The following is a 20,215-nucleotide window of genomic DNA, read 5'->3' as shown; positions in this document are numbered from 1 at the left end:
CTGGCGAGGAGGCGTGTTCTCCCACCTGAGGGGTGCCATGGAAATGGAGAACCTCATCCTGGAGACCTTCGCCCGGGCCTTCGAGCCCCGGACGCGCGCGGCCTATGACGGCTCGCGGCCGTACGCCCACTTCCTCATGGGCATCGCCCGCAACGTGCTGCTGGAGCAGTCGCGCAACCGCGAGGTCGCGGTGGGCCTGGAGCCCTACGAGTCGCAGGGCGAGCTGCCGGAAGACGGCGGTGGGCTGACCCAGCTGCTGGAGGACCGGGAGGTGGAGGCGTTGGTGGCGGGATTCAAGGAAGGACTCTCCGCGGAGGAGCGGGCGCTGTTCGAGCTGCGCTTCGGAGAAGGGCTGGCACAGGAGACGGCGGCGAGCCGGATGGGACTCACCCGCATCCAGGTGCGGCGGCGGGAGCACGGCATCAAGACGCGGCTGCTCGGCTTCCTCCAGGCGCGCGGCTACCTGGAAGGACTGGAGACCCGGGGCTGGAGCTTCTTCAGACGGCGAGGCGATTCATGAGTGAGTGCGCGGACACGAAGGCGAAGCGGGCCCTGGAGGCACTCTTCCATGGTGAGCTGGACGCGGAGGGCTTCACCTGGCTGCGCGCCCACGCGGCCACCTGCCCGAGCTGCCGCGAGACGTACGACAGGCTCGCGCGCGTGGAGTCCTCGCTGGAGAAGCGCGCGCTTCCGCAAGCCCGCAAGGCGCTGCTGGAGCAGGCGCTGTTCGCGCGGCTCGCGGAGAGCACGGCCGCTGCTCCGGCGCGGGCGCCCGTGCGGGCCACGCCGCCCGCGGAGCGCTTCTCCTTTTTTCGTCCCTGGATGGGCGTGTCACTGGGCCTCGCGGCGACCGCGGCGCTCGCGCTCCTGGTGGTGAGGCCACAGCAGGTGGATGAGACGCAGGACTCCGCGTGGCAGGCGCGCTCGGGGCAGCCGGGCGCGGCGTGGGGCGTGCGGGCCTTCTGCATCGGCGCGGACGGGCAGGTGCGCGGCGAGGCGCGGCCCGGCGGGACGCTCGCGTGCGCGGAAGGGGGCGCGGTGCAGTTCAGCTACACGGCGCCCCAGGCGGCGCGGCTGAGCATCGAAGCAACGTCCCCTTCCGGAGAGCCGCTGCACTTCTTCCCCAGCGAAGGCCCGACGGCGGACGTGGCCCTGGGGGTGGATGTCATCCTGCCCTTCAGCACTCCGGTGCAGGAGGGGTGGCTCAGCGGTGCGCTGGAGGTGCGTGCGCGCTTCACGGATGCCCGGGGACAGCCCCTGGCCGAGACGCGGGTGACGCTCACGCCGCGCTGACGGACGAATTCGAAATGCGGCGCTGAAACTCCGGACGGGCTCGCGTCACAACGCGGACACCGGGCCCCTGAAGGCCCGGGCTCTCTTCCCGAGGAGTCGCGCCGTGTCCAAGCCGTCCGTGTGGGTGAGCCTCGCCGTGGGGCTCGTGTTGGGTTTCGTGGGAGGTCGGGTCGGCCGTCCCTCGGAGGCATCCGCTGGCGCCGTCGAGGCGCGCGGGGCTCCGGCAGCGGCGGCGAAGGCGCCGGGCGCCCGGCAGCGTCCTCCGATTTCGCCCACCGTCTACAAGGTGCCGCTGGATGGCTCGATTGCGGCCGGGCCCGAGGACGCGCTCGTCACGCTGGTGGAGTTCTCCGACTACGAGTGCCCCTTCTGCTCGCGCGCGCACGGGACGGTGAAGCAGCTCCAGGAGAAGTACGGGAAGAAGCTGCGCGTGGTGATGAAGCACCACCCGCTGCCCAACCACCCGCACGCAAAGCCCGCGGCGCTCGCGGCGCTCGCGGCCGGCGAGCAGGGGAAGTTCTGGGAGATGCACGACACTCTCTTCAGCAACGCACGCGCGCTGAGCGAGGGGGATTTGGAGCGCTACGCCCAGGGGCTGGGCCTGGACGTGGAGCGCTGGAAGAAGGACATGGCCGACTCGCGGCTGGCCGAGCGCATCCGCAAGGACGAGTCGCTGGCGATGCAGGTGGGCGCCACCGGGACGCCGGGCTTCTTCGTGAATGGGCGCTTCATCAGCGGCGCGCAGCCGCTGGAGGTCTTCACGGGCGTGGTGGACGAGGAGCTGGGCAAGGCGGAGGCGCTGGTGAAGGGCGGCGTGCGTGCGGCGGAGGTGTACGCGCGCGTCATCGAGAAGGGCGTGGACCGGCCGCCGTCGCAGCCCGCGGCCGCGCAGCAGGAGCTGCCGGTGCAGAAGGTGGAGGTGGGCAACGCGCCCGCGCGCGGCCCGGCGAACGCGCCGGTGACGCTGGTGGCCTTCTCCGACTTCGAGTGCCCGTTCTGCGCCCGCGCGGTGCCGACGATGAAGGCCCTGGAGCAGGAGTACGCCGGGAAGCTGCGCGTGGCCTTCAAGCACCAGCCGCTGGACATGCACCGGCACGCGAAGCTGGCGGCCGCCGCGTCCCTGGCCGCGCACGAGCAGGGGAAGTTCTGGGAGTTCCACGACATCCTCTTCGCCAACCAGCGGCAGTTGGACAGGGCCTCGCTGGAGGCCTACGCGAAGCAGCTCGGCCTGAATGAGGCGCGCTTCAAGGCGGCGCTGGACTCGGGAAAGTTCGACAGCCAACTGACGGCGGACATGAGCGAGGGCACGCGCGTGGGGGCCAATGGGACGCCCACGTTCTTCATCAATGGCCGCCCGCTGGTGGGCGCGCTGCCCATCGACCAGTTCCGCCGCATCATCGACGAGGAGCTGAAGAAGTCCGGCATGGCCGCGCGATAGTCCCGGCCCGGGCCCTTCCGGAAAAAATCGGCGTCGGTGAGGAAGTTTGAGTCCCCCTCCCGTTCAGGTGTCAGCGGGCACGCACCGCCCCAAGCACCTGAACCCAATCGAGGGGGACTCATGTCAGCGCTTCGCAACACCCTGGTGGCCTCCGTGGCCTCCGTGGGACTGAATGGTTGTGTCTACGGTTACATCAACGACGCCGCGACGGGCAGCGCCATGCAGGACGTGACAGTCACTGTCGCCTCCGGCATCTGCTCCGGCTCCGGCTGCGCCAACCCCATCATCCAGAAGTCCGACACGTCGGGCGTCTACATCTTCGACGCCTACGGGAACCAGCACGGCGAAGACCAGGTGCAGTACCTCATGGTCGCTGGCGGCGAGGAGGCCCTCAAGCTCGTCTACAGCCGCGCGGGCTACCGCACCGTCAACGTCTTCCACAAGCCCAACTACGAGAACGTGCAGCAGGACGGAGAGACCTACCAGGTCTCCAACGTGCAGACGGTGTACCTCTGCGCGCTGACCGCCCCGGACTCCGACACGGACGGCGTCTGCGATGCCGCGGAGAACCGCTACGGCACCAACGCCTTCAGCTCGGACACGGATGGCGACAGCATCAGCGACTTCGCCGAGCTGTACGGCTCCGGCGGCGTCGACCTGCGCTACTACGGCGCCAGCCCGACGAAGAAGGACGTCTTCGTGGAGATGGACTACTACCCCGGCCTCAAGCCCCTCCAGGCCGCGCTGGACCGCGTGACGGCCGCCTTCGCCGCCGCGCCGGTGAGCAACCCGGACGGCTCCACGGGCATCAACCTGCACCTGGTGCTCAGCCAGCAGATTGCCGCGGCCGACGCCAACATGGACCTGAACCCGGCGTGGGCGGACTTCGACGTCATCAAGGCCAAGTACTTCCCCGCGCGCCGCGCGCCGTTCTTCCACTACGCGCTCGTCGCCAACCAGTACGACGCCAGCGGCTCCAGCGGCCTGTCTCGCGGCATCCCCGGCCATGACTTCATGGTGACCATGGGCAACTGGTCCACCCCGGGCGGCACCGAGCAGCAGCAGGCCGGCACCATCATGCACGAGCTGGGGCACAACATCGGCCTGCAGCACGGCGGCAACGAGGGCATGAACTACAAGGCCAACTACCTGAGCCTCATGAGCTACGGGTACCAGCTGCGCGGCCTCATGAAGGACGGCACGGACGGCGTGCTCGACTACTCCCGCGTGCGCCTGGCCTCCGCGAGCGAGGCGTCCGTCAGCGAGCTCAACGCCTTCTCGCCCATCGCTCCGACGACCGAGGCGGACCTGTCCCACTACGGCGTGCGCATCGGCACCGTCCTGCGCACCGGCAACGCGAGCGCCAACCTCGACTTCAACGGCAGTGGCGTCATCCAGGCCGGCTTCATCGCCCAGGACCTGAACAACGACGGCGACACGTCTGACTTCATCAACGCGTCGCAGAACGACTGGACGGCGCTCATCTACCACGGCGCCAGCACCATCGGTGACGCCAACCTGGGCTCCAACAACAACCTGGTCGCGCCGCAGACCTTCCTCGTCCGGCCCGAGACGACCGAGCGCTGCATCACCGAGTTCGAGGGCCGCCGCTAGTCCCTCGCACTGAAGACGCGGTATCCACGCCGCCGGGCTCCTCGCGAGGGGGGCCCGGCGGTCGTGTTTCCGGCGCACACGGTGGGATGCAATCGGGGCACATCCGGGGCGTACGAGCCGCTACTCTCGGAGAACCCCATGCGCCCACCGCTCCACCGCCTCGCCCTCGTTGCCCTCACGAGCTGCACGGCTGTCGCCCTGCTCACCGCGGCCGACACCCGAAAGCCCTCCACCGAGTGGATGGCCCGTCCGTCCGAGGCGGCCCGCATCGCGCGGGTGGAAGCGGGGCTGCCCACCGTCACGCTCCCCGGCGAGAAGCCCATGCGCCTGTCGCTCGAGCGCTGGATGGAGCTGTACAAGATTCCCGGCGTCAGCGTCGCCGTGTTCGAGAAGAACGCGCTCGTCTGGGCCAAGGGCTATGGCGTGAAGCAGGCCGGCGGCACGGACCCCGTCACGCCTGACACGCTCTTCCAGGCCGCGTCCATCAGCAAGCCGGTGACGGCCCTCGCGGCGGTGCACTACGCCGAGGCCGGGAAGTGGTCGCTCGACGCGAACATCAACGACGCACTGGGCACGTGGAAGCTCCCGGAGAACGAGTTCACGAAGACGGAGAAGGTGACGCTGCGTCGCCTGCTCAGCCACAGCGCGGGCACGACGGTGCACGGCTTCCCTGGCTACGCCGTCACCGACCCGCTGCCGACGGTGGAGCAGGTTCTCGACGGGGCGAAGCCCGCCAACACCGCGGCGGTGCGGGTGGACACCGTCCCCGGGACGAAGACGCGCTACAGCGGCGGCGGCACCACGCTCGTCCAGTTGATGATGGTGAATCAGTTGAAGAAGCCGTTTCCGCAAATCATGCGGGAGACGGTGCTGACGCCGCTCGGCTTGAAGCACAGCTCGTACGAGCAGCCGCTGCCCGCCGCCCTCGCGCCGATGGCCGCCTCCGGGACGCGCTTCGGCGGAGAGAGCGTCGAGGGGCAGTGGCACGTCTACCCGGAGATGGCCGCCGCGGGCCTGTGGACGACGCCGTCCGACCTGGGGCGCATCGCCATCGAGGTGTCGAAGGCGCGGGCAGGCAAGTCCAAGCGCGTGCTGTCACAGGCGATGGCGAAGCAGATGCTCACGAAGCAGTCGGAGGCCTTCGGGCTGGGGTTCCAGTTGGAGGGCGACAAGGACCGCTTCGGGCACGGCGGCTCGAACGAGGGCTTCCAGTGCGCCCTGATTGCGTTCGCCGACTCGGGCAGCGGGGTCGCCATCATGACCAACTCGGACAGCGGTGGGCTGCTGATTGACCCCATCGCCTCCAGCGTGGCCGCCGAGTACGGCTGGAAGTCGTATGTCCCCCGCCCGGAGAATTCCTTCATCCAGTTGGACCTGTTCGCGCGGCTCAAGGGAACGGATGCGGCGCTCGACTGGTACCGGTCGATGAAGCGAGATGGCACGGGCGGCAAGCTGACTCCCGGGGACCTGAACAACCTCGGCTACCGGCTGCTCAGCGAGGGACAGGGCGCCGACGCGATGAAGGTGCTCAAGGCGAACGTCGAGCTCTACCCCGAGGACTCGAATGCCTATGACAGCCTCGGCGAGTGCTACATGAAGGCGGGCCAGAATGCGGAGGCCATCGCCAACTACAAGAAGTCGCTCGCGCTGGACCCGAAGAACACCAACGCCGTGAAGATGCTGGAGAAGCTGGGCACGAAGCCCTGAGTCTCACCGGCTCAGTTCCCGTCGCTCACGCCCCACGCATAGTCGAGGTCCCCGATGCGCTCGATGAGTTCCGCGAGCGCTTCGCCCGGAGTGCCGGCCGCGAGGACCCGCTCGAAGTCAGCGGCGCCCTTGCGGAAGTCGGTCTGGCCCGCGTCGTCGAAGGCGTAGAACCGCAGGCGGTCGACGCCAGCGAGCCGCGCCGCGAGCAACTGGAGCAGCGTCATCGCTTGTCTGTTGCCGCCGAAGGCGCCGCAACCCCAGAAGCCAGTGCGGACCTCGACGGGGGTCCCGGGCCACTGCCGGTGTGACTCGGCCACCGCGGCACTGAAGCCGGTGTACGCGGTGGTCAGGATCCGCTCGAGCTGGTGGCGGAAGTACAGCCCGCGTCCGCCCGCGGGTGCGGCGATGGCGATGAGGTTCGTCCGGGTAGGAGGACGCAGCACGCGCACCGCCGCGCGGATGACGTTGGCCGGCGCCGCGGCGAACCTGTTGCCGTAGAGGCCGAGCGGCCGGCCGGCGGCGCGGTCCGGCTCGGTCGAGATGGCGCACCGACGCTCGGCGCCCGCGACGAGGACGGGCGTCGCTTCGTCATCGACCTCGGTCGTCGCCGGGAGACCCTCGTCGAGCAGCGCCTCGCGCAAGGAGCCGAGCACCGGGTGTTCAGCGGCCTGCGTCTCGTCCTGAGCCAGCAGCGCGGAGCCGTAGCCGATGAACAACTGCGGGTCGGCGAAGTTCACGTGCCAGACCCCGGCGTCGCTTCCGCTGTAGTCGTAGGTGCCGGGCACCGCGAGGACCTCGGTGGCCGCGAGCTCCACCGTCGCGGGCAGCGACAGGGCACGCCACCGGGTCAGCACGATGCTGCCCTCGTGGACGGCGCCAGGGGGACACGTCAGCTCGAACAGCAGATTCTTGTGCGGATGCCGGAGCACGGGCGGGTGCGCGGCGAGCAGGGCGACGGGTTCGTACTCACGGCGGAGCAGGCAGACGGGTGTCGGAGCGCTCATTTCCTCTACTTAGTGTCACATCAACACCAAGTCAATCTGGCCCGCGAGGTGACGTCCACCGACCCGGGTCAGGTGGCTCGCCGAGTCACCCCACCCGCGAGCAGCGGCACGAGGTCCACCCCGCTCCACAGCCGCTCCCGCATCTCGCGCGTGTCCACCAGCGCGCGGGCGCCCCGGGGCGTGACGGCGAACACCCGCCGGGAGCTGTCACCCCGCTCGGACGCAACCAGCCCCTTCGCTTCGAGCCTGTCCAGCGTGGCGTACACCGCGCCAATCGCCACCTCGCGTCCGGCCACCACCTCCAGCTCGCGGCGCACGGCCATCCCGTAGGCGCCCCCCTCATCGGGGGCCCGCGCGGTGCGGACCACCGCGAGCAGCACCTGCTCTTCGAAGGTGCCGAGGGGTGCGTCGGACGTCGTGTTGGAAGCGGGTGACACGGGCTGCTCCTCTCGAAACGACAGCTTGAAACGGGCGGGACTCTATCCCTCGCGGAACACGACGGCGGGGTCCAGTCGACTGGCGCGCCAGGCGGGCAGCAGCGCAGCGCCAACCCCCACCGCCAGCAACCCCAGCGTGGCGCCCGCGAGCGACAGCGGGTCCACCGCGCTCACTCCATACAGGAACGACGAGAGCAGCCGCGCCAGGGCCAGCGCCGCGATGGTGCCAATCACACTCCCGAGCAACACCAGCGCCCCACCGCGTCCCACCACCTGCGCCACCACGCGCGACGGCCGCAGCCCGAGCGCAATGCAGATGCCCAAATCGCGCTGCCGCCGCCGGACGAAGTGCGACGTGACGCCGTACACGCCCACCGCGCCGAGCACCACCGCGAGCACCGTGAGGAACGTGAGCACCGACATCACCTGCCGCGCGGGGCCGATGGCCTGCGCGAACACCGCCTCCAGCGTGGAGCCGCGCTGCACGGCCACGGAGGGCGAGGTGGCGGCAATCTGCTTCCGGGCGGCATCGACCAGCGCCGCGGGGTCCTGCCCCGGCTGGGCGCGCAGCACCAGCACCTGCCGCGTCATCATCATGTCCGCCACCTGCGCGTGGAGCATGTAGCGCGCGGGCACGGAGCCGTCGGTGAGGCCCGCCTCCGCCACGTCCTCCACCACGCCGACGATGCGCTCCAGCCCGCCGAGCCCCGTGTCGATGCGCTGGCCGATGGGGTTCTCCCCCGGGAAGTACTTCTTCGCGAGCGCGCGGTTGATGACCACTGCGCGCTCGGTGTCCGCCCGGTCGCTCTCGAGCAACAGGCGCCCGTCGAGCAACTGGATGCCAATGGTCTCGAAGTAGTCTGGGGACACCAGCCGCACGAAGGTGGTGGTGGAGGGCAGGTCCGACTTGCCCTCGATTTCGAGCCCCCAGCTCTCGCCCGAGCCGCGCAGCGGCAGCTTCTGCGTGGCGCCCACCGCGCGGACACCCGGGAGCGTGGCGAGCGAGGCCACCAGGTCCGCCATCACCCGTGGCCGGGCCTCGCGAGCGACGTTGCCTTCCATCACCACGTCGAGCACCGCCACGCGGCCGGTGTCCACCCCCGAGTCGATGGCGCGCAGGTTCGTCACCGAGCGCACGAGCAGCGCGGCCCCCGCCGTCAGCAGCACCGCGAGCGCCACCTGCCCCACCACCAGCGCGCCCTCCGTCCGCCCACCGCGTGCGCCCACACCTCCCGTGCGCGACTTCGAGAGCGCGCGCTGCGGGTCGGACCTCCGCAGCGAGCGCGCCGGCAGCAGCGCCACCGCGAAGGCCGCGACGAGCGCCAGCACGAGCGCCGCGAAGAACACGCCCCAGTCCAGCGAGCCGTGCGGCGCGAGGGGTCCGAGCGGCAGCGCGTCGGTGAGCAGCCGGAAGCCCTGGGCCGCGATGACGGCGCCGACTCCGGCGGCCGCGAGCCCCAGGAGGAGCGCCTCCGCGAGCAACTGCTGCGTCATCCGGCGGCTGTCCGCGCCGAGCGCCATGCGGACGGCGAGCTCGGTGGCGCGGCTGTCCACCTGCCCGAGCATCAGCGCGGCGACGTTGGCGCAGGCGATGAGCAGCAGCACCGCCATGGCCGCGAGCGTCGCGAGCAGCGGCGCCTGCAGCGGCCCGAGCAGGTGCTCGCGCAGCGGCGTCATCGCGGGCGCACGGGACTTGTCCCAGGCCGCCGGGTACTGGAAGCGCTCCTTGAGCCGCGCACCGAACCGCTTCAGCGCCAGGTCGACCGCGGGCCCATCCGTCCCGGGAGCGCGGCGTCCCACGAGCGCGTAGTTGCCGGAGCCGTCCTCTGGATTGAGCGGCTCCAGCACCCAGGCGCGCACCGTCGGGTCCGGGAACCAGAAGCCCTTGGGCATGACGCCCACCACGGTGTGCGTCGTCCCATCGAGCTCCACCGTGTTGCCGATGAGCGACGGCTGCCCGCCGAGGTCCGCATAGAGCCCGTCACTGATGACCACCGCGGGCGCGGCGCCCAGACGGTCCTCGCCCGGCTCGAAGGCGCGGCCCAGCACGGGGCGGACGCCGAGCACGTCGAAGAGGCCGGCCGTGGTGGAGACCGAGGTCACCAGCTCGGGCGAGGCCTGGGGGCCTCGGCGCAGCGGAAGCTCCTTGGTGCGGAAGGCTGCGACGGCGCTGAAGCCGGACCAGTCGGAGGACAGGTGGAGGAACTCGCGCTCGGACCAGTCACCCGGGGACCAGAAGAGGCCGAGCCGCTCCTCGTTGGGGTACGGCAGCGGCGTCAGGAGCAGTCCCCGGACGAGCCCGAAGGCCGCCGCCGTCCCGCCGACACCAATGGCGAGGGTGAGGATGGCCAGCAGCGCGTAGCTGGGACGCGTGCGCAGCCGGCGGGCGGCGTAGCGCAGGTCCATGATGAAGCTCTCCATCGGGGGGCCTCCGGGGCGCAGGCGGCTGGAGGCAGGCTCGAAGCCAGTCCATCCGCGGAAGAACGTGCGCCGCACCAGCGGCGGCACGGAGCCGAGCACCTGACGCCACAGCCACCCGCTCGCGGCCCGGCGGCCCTCACGGGCCTCGCGGGAAGCGAACTCGGCGCGGAGCTCGTCAATCACCTCGTCCCGCTCGGCGTACGGAAGCCATGCCCGCAGCAGGGCCAGAGGCAGTCGGGGGACCTTCTGGGGGCCTCCACTCCTCGGCTCCAACGGCGGCACGCAAACCTCGTCTTGCTGGCTGGGGTGTTACTACAATGTAGAATACGGAGCCCGCGACGGACGATTGCATGGGGATTGACGCGGGTGGAGGAGGGTCCGCGCCGACGCCCGACGCCTCAGGGGCCCGAGGTTCTCTCCGGGCTCATCCGGCTGAGTCTCAGCGTGCGAGCGGTGTGAGGTATCGCGGCTCGACGGCGGGGACTCCGCCCGTGCCCTGCATCTTCTTGCCCGCGAGCTTCATCACCGCGCCGAGCATGGTGAACATCACGTGCAGCACGCCGAGAGGCTTGAGCACCATCTGCCCCGCACGCGTCTGGCCCGCCTGGACCCGGTCGATTTCGGGCTGGCGCTCCTGCTGAATCGCCTGGAAGACCGCCTCGTCCAGGGGGCTTTCCTCTTGGATGGCATCCAGCAGGCGGTTGGCCGCAACGAAGGTGTCACGGATGGCGAGATTCAAACCCTGCCCTCCCGACGGCGACATGGTGTGCGCGGCGTCTCCGAGGAAGAGCACGCCGGGCGCATGCCAGCGGCGCACGCGGTCGACGAGAATCTTGAGCACCTGCCACTCGGTCTTCTCGTCGAGCTCGCGCTCCAGGTGCGGGCGCAGCGCTTCGGGCACCGTGGGCAGGAGCCGTTTGCGCAGCTCCGGGAGGTCCTTGCGCAGCCGGTTGAGGTCGCCCGGCTCGCTGTACGCCAGGTGCAGCCGGTGGTTCGTGGACGGCTGGAAGACGACGACGAGCCCCTTGCCGAACATGTGGACCTGGAGTGACTCGGGCAGCGTCTCGGGTGCGGAGGAGAGGTCGAAGCGCAGCCAGAGCGCGTCGGCGGTCGTCTCGAACTCCTCGGTCTCCAGACCGCACGACTTGCGCAGGTGGCTGTTGCGCCCGTTGCAGACGATGAAGAGGTCGCCGTCGACGCGGCCCTCCACTCCGTCGTGCCGCGTCTTCATCGCGACGACGCGCCCATCCTCCTGGATGGCGTCGAGCACGGTGGTGCCGAAGTCGAGCTGGTAGTGGGGGTAGCGGCCGCACAGCTCGTGCAGCAGGGCGAGCATCCCGGGCTGCGACACCACCGCGCCACGCTCCCGGGGCCCGGGCACGCGGACCTGGCGGCGCATGCCCACGTACATGCGCCGCTCGATGTCCGGCAGCGCCAGGCCCCGCTCGCGCAGGACGGAGAAGAGCCCCGCGCGCTCGAGGGCCTCCACGACGGAGGCCTGTAGGAGCTCGCCGCGAAACTCGCGCTCGAAGTCTGGGTGGCGCTCCAGGACGCGCACCGGGACGCCGTTCGAGACGAGCTGATAGGCGAGGACCATTCCGGCGGGTCCACCGCCGACGATGACGACATGGGGAGCCTTCATGCCGGCTCTTCTACCTCGACAGGCGGCTCAGGCCTCGCCGTTGATTTCCCGTACGATGGGGAGTCTCCCTCACCCCAGAGTCCTTCTCATGGCAGCTCGTTGGAGCATCGCGTTCCTGTTGCTGGCGCTGTTGTCCGGGTGCGCCACCTCGCGCGTCGTGCGCCTCGACACGGGCCAGGGAGCGCCGCAGGAGTACAGCCCGCCCACTTCCGACAAGGTCGTCAGGGTGGACGCAGACGCGTTCGAGGACGCACTGACGCGACTGGTGCTGAACGCTCCCATGACCATCCGCTCCTCCCACCAGGGGTGGCTGCAACGAGTCTCCTACCCAGCCAACGACGGGGCCTCTGCATGGCAGCGCCTCATGGGCAGGAGCTTCGGAGGCCTCTGCAAGGCGGGCCAGCGCAGGGGAGACTGCCTGTCGCTCCTCGACGATGCGATGGGGATGAGCGAGTGGGACAAGCTGGGGGTAGCCCTGGGTCTGTCGCTCGACCCCATGAAAGAGAGCATTGCCAAGGCCGTGGAGAACACCCTCGCGCCCCAGCTCTTCTACGCGGTCATCTCGACAGGCCTCGTCAGCTGGGCCGTCATGGCGGCCAACCCCGAGCCCGTCTTCACCAAGGCGGCGGCCATCGTCTCGGCGGTCCTCCTCATCTACCTGGGGCTGGAGACCTTCCTCGAAGTGGTGGAGGCGAGCAGGGAGCTGAAGCGGACCACCGACAGGGCCACCACACCCCTGGAACTGGTAGAGGCCGGCCAGCGCTTCGCGAACCGGGTAGGGCCGGAGGTGGCACGCGTCGTCGTCCTCGCGGTGACGGTGGTGGTGACCCACGGCATGACTGGAGGCGCCGCGCTGCTGGCGTCGCGGCTGTCGATGCTGCCTCGCTTCCCTGAGGCCGCAGCGGTGGGAGCATCACAGATGGGAATCAGTCTGGCCAACGTGGGGCAGGTGACCGCGGTGGCCGTCATGGGAGGCACCGTCGTCATCTCCCTGCCTGCTACCGCAATCGCCATGGTGGCCCAGGGCATGAGCGGAGGCCCGGCGGCGTCTTCCGCGACCGGACAGCTCCATCACGTCATTTCCAAGCGGATCGCGGCAGAACTTGAAGATCACTCCACCCTCAGTGGGCTTTACACTGCGAGAGACCCACGCTTCGTCACGCGAGCCGCCGACAAGGCGGCCCACAACGGCTACCAGAAGTGGCACCGCGATGTGGATGATGAAGTCATCGGCTGGCTGCGCAGATACAACAACGCAACACCCCAGGAGTTCGAGGCGTTCTTGCGACAGATCTACAGTCGCCCAGCCATGCGAGCGAGGTTCCCCAATGGCTTCTGATGCTCCCTCGCACCCGACACATTTCTTCGTCCTGGAGAAGCTGCGCGAAGGTGAGCACGACACGGAGTTCAGCAGGACCAGCTCGAATACCGGCCCCGGGCTGCGCTGCCCTCAGTGTGGGGACTTCGTCGGATCACGAAGCTGGGAACCGCCCTACCAGGGCGACCTGGAGCTCTACGGCAAGGCCTTCGGGGACATCTTGGACGGTCCTTGCGGCGGCCTGCTCGTCACCGAGCGCTTCGCCGAGGACTTCAAGGCGGAGGGACTGACGGGCCTCAACGGCTTCCACCCCGTCGAGGTGAAGCGGGTCCGCCGCAAGGGCCGTGGCCCCAAGCCCGGTCCGCCGCCCAGGTATCTCTTCGTCACCCTCGCCTACGGCCACGCCGCCCTGGACATGGAGCGCAGCCGCATCCTGCGCAAGAAGCCCCCGACGTGCACCTGGTGCCGCTATGCCGGCCCCGACGCCATCGATGGCCTCGCCCTGGAGGAAGGCACCTGGAACGGCGAGGACGTGTTCCGGCCGCGCGGCATGTGGGGCGACATCATCGTCTCCGAGCGCTTCAAGCGCTTCGCCGAGCGACACGCCATGAGCCACATGGCCATGGTGCCCATCGAGAAATACGTCTGGGACCCGCTGGGCCTCCTACCGCCGCGGCCGCAGCCGAGCGGCGGTTAGCGCCACGGGCCCGCTACCGCCCGTACCCCGCGCTCTTCACCTCGATGAGCTTGCCGTTCTCGAACACCACCACCTGCTGCAGCCGGTTGGCGCCGAAGTTGTACGTCCACTCCTCGAACGTCTTCTGAACCACGCGCTTCGTCGAGGTGTCCCCGTCCTTCGTCTTCACCTCTTCCGACTCCGTGCGGGACTCCTTCGACGTGGGCTCACCACACTTCGCCGCCACGTCCGACTTCGACGCCCCGTCCGACACGAGCCCCGTGCCGCAGCGCAGCGAAGCTGCCTGTCCAACCACGGGGACCCACACCACTGCCACGGCCACTGCCAGCAAGAGCGTACGCATCGAACCTCCTCCGTCCGGGCTCCGACGTAAAAGCCCGGCCAATATTCACGCGTACGGGTTGTAGAACTTCGCGAACGTCGCCCGGGCGAAGTCGCCGAAGGTCATCCCCGGCTGGAACGCCCCCACCCGCTGCTCCTTCGGGTCCGTGCCCGCCGGCGCCCGCAGGTGCGCGTCGTTGTCCGGCTGCATGAACACCGCGAACGTGGAGCGCGAGATGTTCCGGCTCGCCGGATGCGCCAGCGCCTGCACCGCGTGCGGCGTCGCCCTCAACAGCCCGCCCGTGACGACCTGCGAGCTCTCGCCAATCTGGAACGCCAGGCAGTCCTTCGGGATGATGACCTTCCGCTCCTCGCCGCCACGGGTGCGGACGTACAGCCCCGCCTCCGGGTCCGGCAGCGGGATGTCCGACTTCGCCGGCTCGTGCGCTCCGGGCTCCGCCTCGAAGTACATCGCCGGGCACAGCGCCGTGAGCGAGCCGTGGTCGCTGTGCCAGCCACACCACGAGTCCCGCGTGCGCGGCGTCGCGTCTTCGTTGATGGCGAAGTAGTAGAGCAGCCGCGCCTTGCACGCGCGCGACTCGCGAATCGTCTTCGCCAATTGCGCGTCCGGCGACAACCGCTCCCCCAGCCGCGAGCGCACGTACGTGTCGCACTGCTCCGCGACCAGCACGCCCACGTCCACCATCCGCTGCCCCAGCGTCATGAAGGCGGGGCGCAGCTCCGGGAAGTCCGCGTCCGGCCACACGTTCGGGTGGTAGTTCTCCGGGTACTTCTCCACCAGTGACGCGTCCGCCTGCGGCACGTCGTACTGGGGGTTGTTGTAGTACGAGCCCTTGAACTCATCGAACTGACCGGGCTTGAGCAGCTCCTTCCCGTGGCTCCAGCCGAACGAGTAGCTGCTCCGCTGATGGACGTACTTGTCCTTCACCGCGTTGGGGAGCGCCGCGAAGCGGAACCCCAGCGGCAACAGGCCGTTGCGCAGCTCCACCAGCCCCGGGATGCCCCGGACCACCAGCAGGCCGATGCCGTCCGGCCCATAGGCGCGCTCGATGGCGGCCGACATGTCCACGCCCGCCGCGAGCTTCGCGTAGTCGAGAAGGACCACTCCGTCTTTCGTCTCAGCCACTTCGCTGCTCATCCCGAATGCCTCTGTCCCCTCACGGCGCCACACGCGCGAGCCGAGGTGCCCAGGCACCCCCGCCTCTGGAGACGGTGACAATACTGCCCGGTTTCGGAGTGTGCCCGCCACCTACGCGTGGCCCCCTCCCCTGCCCGCCCCCTCGCCGGGTGTGTCCCCGATTCCACCGTCCGGCCGTACGGCGGGCCAATCCCAGACACGGGATAGCCAAGAATCTCCACCAGGCGCGTATCCCTCTCACAAGGAGAACGCCGCCATGGAAAAGCAGCTCTACACCGGAGAGGTCCGCACGCTGGGCGAGAGCATGGCCCGCAGCACCACCGAGGCCCACGCCTTCAGAATCTTCATGGACGAGCCCGTGGAGCTCGGAGGCCGCAACGGCGCGCCCAGCCCGCTCGACTTCATCCTCGCCGCACACGCCGGCTGCCTGAACTACATGACCTTCTTCATCGCGAAGGAGCTGGGCATCCCCGTGTCCGGCACCGACATCACCGTGCGAGGCTCGCTGGACCCCGCGAAGTTCGCCGGCACCGACCGCTCCGTGCGCGCCGGCTACCAGTCGCTCGAGGTCGTCATCTACGTGAAGAGCACCGCCAACGCGGACCAGATTGCGAAGCTCAAGAGCGAAGTCGAAGCGCGCTGCCCCGTGAGCGACAACCTCGCCCACGCCACGCCCATCCACCTCACCATGAAGGTCAGCGAGCAGTAACCGGCACCGCGCGCGGCACGAGGAAGAGCAGCCGCCCCTTCTGCTTCATCATCCCCGCGGCCAGCTCGGCCTCGGGGCCGGGGCCCCAGTAGACATCCACGCGGCCCGCGCCACGGATGGCGCCACCCGTGTCCTGGTTGAGCACGAAGCGCGTCAGCGGCCTCCACTCCACCGTCCCATCCGCCCGCTTCACCGGGTGCTCGGTCTGGATGAAGGCCAGCCCGCCCTTGGGGAACAGCCGCGCATCCGTGGCAATGGAGCGCCCCGGCGTCACCGGTCTCCCCAGCGAGCCCTCCGACGGGCCCTCCAGGTAGCGGAAGAACACATACGACTCGTTGAAGTCGAGCACCCGCCCGCACTGCGCCGGGTTCGCCGCCAGCCACGAGCGCAGTGCCTGCATCGACATCGTCTCGCGGGGAATGGTGCCCTCCTGGATGAGCAACGAGCCGATGCTCCGGTAGGGCCTCCCGTTCGACGCCGCGTAGCCGATGCGGCGCTCGCTCCCGTCCGGCAGCCGCAGCCGTCCACTGCCCTGCACCTCCACGAAGAAGAGCGCCACCGGGTCCTTCGCCCACGCCAATTCCAGCCCCCGTCCGTCCAGCCGCCCGCCGCGAATCTCTCCGCGCGTCCAGTAGGGCACCACCTTCCGCCCGTCGAGCCGCCCGAAGACGCGCTCCGCCGCGAAGCGCTCCGCGAACGGCTCCAGCGGGACTTCGAGCAAATCTTGCGGCAGCCCGTGGATGGGCACCGAGTACTCGGCCGTCCGCGTGAGGCTCGCGTCGAGCGTGGGCTCGTAATAGCCAGTGAAGAGCACCTGGCCGTCCTCGCCGCCAGCGGCCTCCAGCGGCTCGAACTCCTCGAGCACCTGCACCGACAATTCCCCGGGCGACATGCCGTCGCGGATGCGCGAGTGCAGGCGCTCCAGCGCGGCCCGGAGCATGCCGGCGGTGACCTGGCGGTCCCCGTAGATGAAGCGCTGGTCCACGGGCCGCGTCCGCAGCCACACCACGCTCTGCGCGATGGCGGCCCGCAGCGCCGCGGGCTCACCGTCGTCACGCAATTCCAGCGAGCGGGAGACCGGGACGAGCGCCTCTTCGGGCTTCGTAATCGGGGCGCGCGTGGGGCGCGGGCAGGCCGTGACGAACAGGGCACAGGCCGCCAGCAGGAGGGCTCGGGCGAACGACGTGGACATGAGGCCTTCGTACCTACCTCACCTGCCCTACCGACTGCACAGCCTGCCTGCCTGGGAGCAGCCCTCTCGCGCCGCCCTGCCTCCATGACCACCTTCCCTGGAGGGCTCCCGCTCGGGAGAGCGGGCGGGCTGGCGCCCCTGGACGGAGGACGGCCGCGATGAACATCAGGCAACTGGCAAAGGGGCTCGGGTGGCTCAGCATCGGCGTGGGCCTGACGGAGCTGATGGTGCCTCGTGCGCTCGCCCGCTTCCTGGGCGTGAAGGAGGCGCGCCCCGCGCTGCTGCGCGTCTCCGGGCTGCGGGAAATCGCCGTGGGCATCGGCATCCTGCTTTCGCCGGCCCGGGTCGCGCCGTGGGTCTGGGCGCGCGTGGCCGGAGACGTCCTGGACCTCGTGGGCCTGGGCAGGGCCCTGAGGCACAGCCCGAAGAAGGGCAGCCTGGGCTTCGCCTTGAGCAACGTCCTCGCGGCCACCGCGGTGGATGCCTTCTGCGCGCGGCGGCTCGGTAGCAGCCCGCCTGAACCTCACGCGCGCCACAGCGCGGGCGGGGCCGAGGCCTGAGAAGACTTTGATCAAGAATTCGGGTACGGGCGTCATAGGCATCTGCCTTCGCCCCGCACCCGACGATGACGCGTTTCAGTCCCTTCCTCCTCGCGCTCGCCCTTGGCCTCTCCTCCGCCTCGGCGCTCGCGGCCCCACAATCCGGCCCTGACGAAGCCCCCCTCCTCCCGCCCACCCTGAGCGAGGACGCCCCCGCCCGCGTGCCAGAGGGCTTCCCCCTCACCGCCCCCGTGGTGGTGCGGTTGGAGCTCACGCTCGATGAGGCCGGCGCCGTCACGGACGCCACCGTCATCGGTGACGCACCACCCCAGCTCGCCGCGGCCGCCCTGGAGGCTGCCCACCGCCTGCGCTTCCACCCCGCCACTTCCGGCGGCACGCCCGTCTCGGTGCGCCTGCCCTATTCCTACCGCTTCGAGCCCCCGGCCCTGCGCGCCCTCATCACCGGCCGCGTGCGGCAGAAGGGCACACGCAAGCCGATTGCAGGTGCCACCGTACAAGCAGGAGAGGCCACGGCGGAGACGGATGCCCAGGGCCTCTTCCGTCTGGAGCTGCCTCCCGGCACCACCCGGCTCAAGGTCTCCGCGCCCGGCCACCAGCCGCTGTACATCGACGAGACGCTGGAGGCACACCAGCACCTGGAGGTCCTCTACGGCCTGGAGCCGCTGGAGGTGAACCCCTACGAGACGGTGGTGCGCGCGGACAGGCCCCGCACCGAGGTCTCCCGCGTCACCCTCCACGACCAGGAACTGCGCGAGGTGCCCGGCACCATGGGCGACCCGTTCCGCGTCATCATGCTGATGCCCGGCGTGACGACGCTGGCCTCGGGCCTCTCCTACCCCGTGGTGCGCGGCGTGCAGCCCGCCGCGAGCGCCTTCTTCGTGGACGGCGTGCGCGTGCCCTTCCTCTACCACCTGCTCGTGGGCAACGCCGTCGTCCATCCAGACTTCATCGACACGCTCGACTTCCAGGTGGGAGTGCCCTCGGCGCGGTACGGCAGCCTGCTCGGCGGCGCGGTGGATGCGCACGTCAGCCGCCCGCGCGAGGACGGCGTGCGCGGCAGCGCGTACCTCGACATCATCAACAGCGGTGTCTTCCTGGAGGTGCCCTTCCCCGAGACGGGCACCACCGTCACCGCCGCCGCGCGCATCAGCTACACCGGCCTCATCGTCACGCGCGTGGCCAACAGCATCACCGCCCCGTCCATCTACACGGCCCCGGACGGGACGCAGTACCCGGACCGGGGCGAGCCCAAAATCTACGCGGACTACTGGGACTACTCCGCTCGCGTGGAGCAGCGCGTGGGCGACGAGGGACGGCTGCGGCTGCTCGTCATGGGCTCGTCGGACGCGGTGGGCATCACCGCGCGCCTGCCCGGCCAGGAGAGCGGCGGCGTGGGCCTGCTCTTCCACCGCGTGGACCTGCGCGGCCGCCATCCGCTCGCGGGCGGCGAGGCGGAGGTGGGGCTGACGCTCGGGTATGACCGGCTGGGCCTCAACTTCGACGAGGGCTACAACAGCCCCGGCAGCTACGAGCTGACGCAGGGCAGTGTGGCGCTGCGCACCGGCTACACGCGCGAGCTGTCGCCCTCGCTCACCTTCGAGGCCTTCGGCCAGCTCGAGCGCCGGAGCGCGGGCCTGGTGGCCACCGGCCTCTTCCGTCCCGTGGGCCCCGTCGACGGCCGCGACGCGTACAGTCGGCCGGACATCCTCGCCACCTTCGCGGGCGTGGGCACGCAGCTCACGTGGCGCCCCGCCGCGCGGTGGACGCTGGTGCCGGGCCTGCGCGTGGACAGCTACCACGGCTTCGGGCTCGACACGTACGTCGCGCTGGAGCCCCGGCTCGCGGTGCGCCACGCGCTCACGGACGCGCTCACCCTCAAAGCCGGCGCGGGCCTCTACCACCAGCCCGCCACGGTGCTGCTGCCGGTGCCCGCGGGGGAGATGCTCGCGCTGGAGCGCGGCCTGCAACGCGCGGTGCAGCTCTCCGCGGGCGCGGAGTGGCGGCCGTCACAGGACTGGGAGCTGTCCGCCGAGGCCTACTTCAACCCGCTCGTGCGCACGCTGGAGTTCAACTTCGAGGACGTGGTGAGCAACGTGCGCCGCCGGGGCCTGGAGGCCGAGGACGTCCAGGGGCACGGCTACACCTACGGACTGGAGCTGATGGTGCGCCGGCCGCTCGGGCGCCACTGGTTCGGCTGGCTCACCTACGGCTTCAACCAGAGCCGGCGCTTCGAGCGCTACTCGCGCCTGGGCGCGCAGGGCGAAGAGCTGGGGCAGGCGGAGGACTACCTGCCGTACGTCTTCGAGCAGGCGCACTCGGTCAACGCCGCGCTCAGCTACCGCTTCGCCTTCGCCACGGTGGGCGCGGTGGCGCACTTCAACACCGGCCGTCCGGAGAGCGGCCAGTTCGGCTACCGCACCCGGCGCGAGGGCACCGACGCGGACGGCAACGCCGAGTGGATGCCCGTGGACCGCGGCTCGGTGGACCGGCTGCCCGGCTTCTTCCGTCTCGACGTGCGCGCCTCGCGGAGCTGGGTGTTCGACCGCTTCGTGCTCGAGGCCTACCTGGACGTCTTCAACATCACCGCGCGCAAGGAGGTCGTCACCTTCGAGTACGGCTACGGCAAGCCGAGTGGACTGAAGAAGACGTCGGTGGGCGTGCCGGTGGTTCTCCCCACCCTCGGCGTGAAGGGGAGCTTCTGAC

Annotated in this window: 17 protein-coding genes; 10 read left to right on the top strand and 7 right to left on the bottom strand. The window is 70.1% G+C overall.

From position 1 onward, the window contains the following. Positions 1-37 precede the first annotated feature (37 nt). The 5 genes from OV427_RS22340 to OV427_RS22320 all read left to right on the top strand — a co-directional run bounded on the left by OV427_RS22340 (position 38) and on the right by OV427_RS22320 (position 6,052). Complete coding sequence (locus tag OV427_RS22340) at positions 38-520, top strand: RNA polymerase sigma factor (protein ID WP_267858169.1); 483 nt, start codon at positions 38-40, stop codon at positions 518-520. Then, complete coding sequence (locus OV427_RS22335) at positions 517-1,293, top strand: zf-HC2 domain-containing protein (RefSeq protein ID WP_267858168.1); 777 nt, start codon at positions 517-519, stop codon at positions 1,291-1,293. The genes OV427_RS22340 and OV427_RS22335 overlap by 4 nt, the downstream gene beginning before the upstream one ends. A 103-nt stretch (positions 1,294-1,396) precedes the next feature. Beyond that, complete coding sequence (locus OV427_RS22330; RefSeq protein WP_267858167.1) at positions 1,397-2,731, top strand: thioredoxin domain-containing protein; 1,335 nt, start codon at positions 1,397-1,399, stop codon at positions 2,729-2,731. Between the two features lie 120 nt (positions 2,732-2,851). After that, a complete protein-coding gene (locus OV427_RS22325) occupies positions 2,852-4,345 on the top strand; it encodes a hypothetical protein (protein WP_267858166.1) in 1,494 nt (497 codons plus the stop codon). A 138-nt stretch (positions 4,346-4,483) separates the two neighbouring features. Next, positions 4,484-6,052 (top strand): serine hydrolase, encoded by a 1,569-nt coding sequence (locus OV427_RS22320; protein WP_267858165.1) that lies wholly within the window; start codon positions 4,484-4,486, stop codon positions 6,050-6,052. A gap of 11 nt (positions 6,053-6,063) precedes the next feature. Here OV427_RS22320 and OV427_RS22315 read toward each other — a convergent pair whose 3' ends face one another. The 4 genes from OV427_RS22315 to OV427_RS22300 all read right to left on the bottom strand — a co-directional run bounded on the left by OV427_RS22315 (position 6,064) and on the right by OV427_RS22300 (position 11,556). Beyond that, the gene (locus OV427_RS22315; protein WP_267858164.1) at positions 6,064-7,056 is read right to left on the bottom strand and encodes a hypothetical protein; all 993 of its coding nucleotides are present in this window, start codon (positions 7,054-7,056) and stop codon (positions 6,064-6,066) included. A gap of 68 nt (positions 7,057-7,124) precedes the next feature. Then, positions 7,125-7,493 (bottom strand): PadR family transcriptional regulator, encoded by a 369-nt coding sequence (locus OV427_RS22310; protein ID WP_267858163.1) that lies wholly within the window; start codon positions 7,491-7,493, stop codon positions 7,125-7,127. Between the two features lie 42 nt (positions 7,494-7,535). Next, complete coding sequence (locus tag OV427_RS22305) at positions 7,536-10,196, bottom strand: ADOP family duplicated permease (RefSeq protein WP_267858162.1); 2,661 nt, start codon at positions 10,194-10,196, stop codon at positions 7,536-7,538. Between the two features lie 157 nt (positions 10,197-10,353). After that, positions 10,354-11,556 carry an FAD-dependent monooxygenase gene (locus OV427_RS22300; RefSeq protein ID WP_267858161.1) on the bottom strand — a complete coding sequence of 401 codons (1,203 nt, stop codon included), beginning with the start codon at positions 11,554-11,556 and terminating at the stop codon, positions 10,354-10,356. A gap of 88 nt (positions 11,557-11,644) precedes the next feature. On the opposite strand from OV427_RS22300, the gene OV427_RS22295 reads away from it, so the two are divergent. Continuing rightward, positions 11,645-12,895, top strand: coding sequence for a hypothetical protein (locus tag OV427_RS22295; protein WP_267858160.1), 1,251 nt, complete (start codon positions 11,645-11,647; stop codon positions 12,893-12,895). Further along, positions 12,885-13,571 (top strand): hypothetical protein, encoded by a 687-nt coding sequence (locus OV427_RS22290; RefSeq protein ID WP_267858159.1) that lies wholly within the window; start codon positions 12,885-12,887, stop codon positions 13,569-13,571. The genes OV427_RS22295 and OV427_RS22290 overlap by 11 nt, the downstream gene beginning before the upstream one ends. A 13-nt stretch (positions 13,572-13,584) precedes the next feature. Here the strand turns inward: OV427_RS22290 and OV427_RS22285 are convergent, their stop codons facing one another. Further along, positions 13,585-13,914 carry a DUF2845 domain-containing protein gene (locus OV427_RS22285; RefSeq protein ID WP_267858158.1) on the bottom strand — a complete coding sequence of 110 codons (330 nt, stop codon included), beginning with the start codon at positions 13,912-13,914 and terminating at the stop codon, positions 13,585-13,587. A 45-nt stretch (positions 13,915-13,959) separates the two neighbouring features. Further along, on the bottom strand, positions 13,960-15,039 hold the full coding sequence (locus tag OV427_RS22280) for a 2-oxoglutarate and iron-dependent oxygenase domain-containing protein (protein WP_267858157.1): 1,080 nt from the start codon (positions 15,037-15,039) through the stop codon (positions 13,960-13,962). Positions 15,040-15,307: 268 nt separating this feature from the next. On the opposite strand from OV427_RS22280, the gene OV427_RS22275 reads away from it, so the two are divergent. Continuing rightward, positions 15,308-15,760, top strand: coding sequence for an OsmC family protein (locus OV427_RS22275; RefSeq protein WP_267858156.1), 453 nt, complete (start codon positions 15,308-15,310; stop codon positions 15,758-15,760). Here OV427_RS22275 and OV427_RS22270 read toward each other — a convergent pair. Continuing rightward, complete coding sequence (locus OV427_RS22270) at positions 15,747-16,952, bottom strand: murein transglycosylase A (RefSeq protein ID WP_267858155.1); 1,206 nt, start codon at positions 16,950-16,952, stop codon at positions 15,747-15,749. The genes OV427_RS22275 and OV427_RS22270 overlap by 14 nt on opposite strands. A gap of 158 nt (positions 16,953-17,110) precedes the next feature. On the opposite strand from OV427_RS22270, the gene OV427_RS22265 reads away from it, so the two are divergent. Together OV427_RS22265 and OV427_RS22260 are read left to right on the top strand one after the other, a co-directional pair. Then, positions 17,111-17,512 carry a hypothetical protein gene (locus OV427_RS22265; RefSeq protein ID WP_267858154.1) on the top strand — a complete coding sequence of 134 codons (402 nt, stop codon included), beginning with the start codon at positions 17,111-17,113 and terminating at the stop codon, positions 17,510-17,512. Positions 17,513-17,577: 65 nt separating this feature from the next. Beyond that, the gene (locus tag OV427_RS22260; protein ID WP_267858153.1) at positions 17,578-20,214 is read left to right on the top strand and encodes a TonB-dependent receptor; all 2,637 of its coding nucleotides are present in this window, start codon (positions 17,578-17,580) and stop codon (positions 20,212-20,214) included. The last annotated feature ends 1 nt before the right edge of the window (position 20,215 follow it).

It is taken from the genome of Pyxidicoccus sp. MSG2 (genome assembly GCF_026626705.1).
Classification (GTDB): Bacteria; Myxococcota; Myxococcia; order Myxococcales; family Myxococcaceae; genus Myxococcus.
Note: the sequence above shows the minus strand (reverse complement) of the source record. Positions and strands in the feature narration are given on the sequence as shown.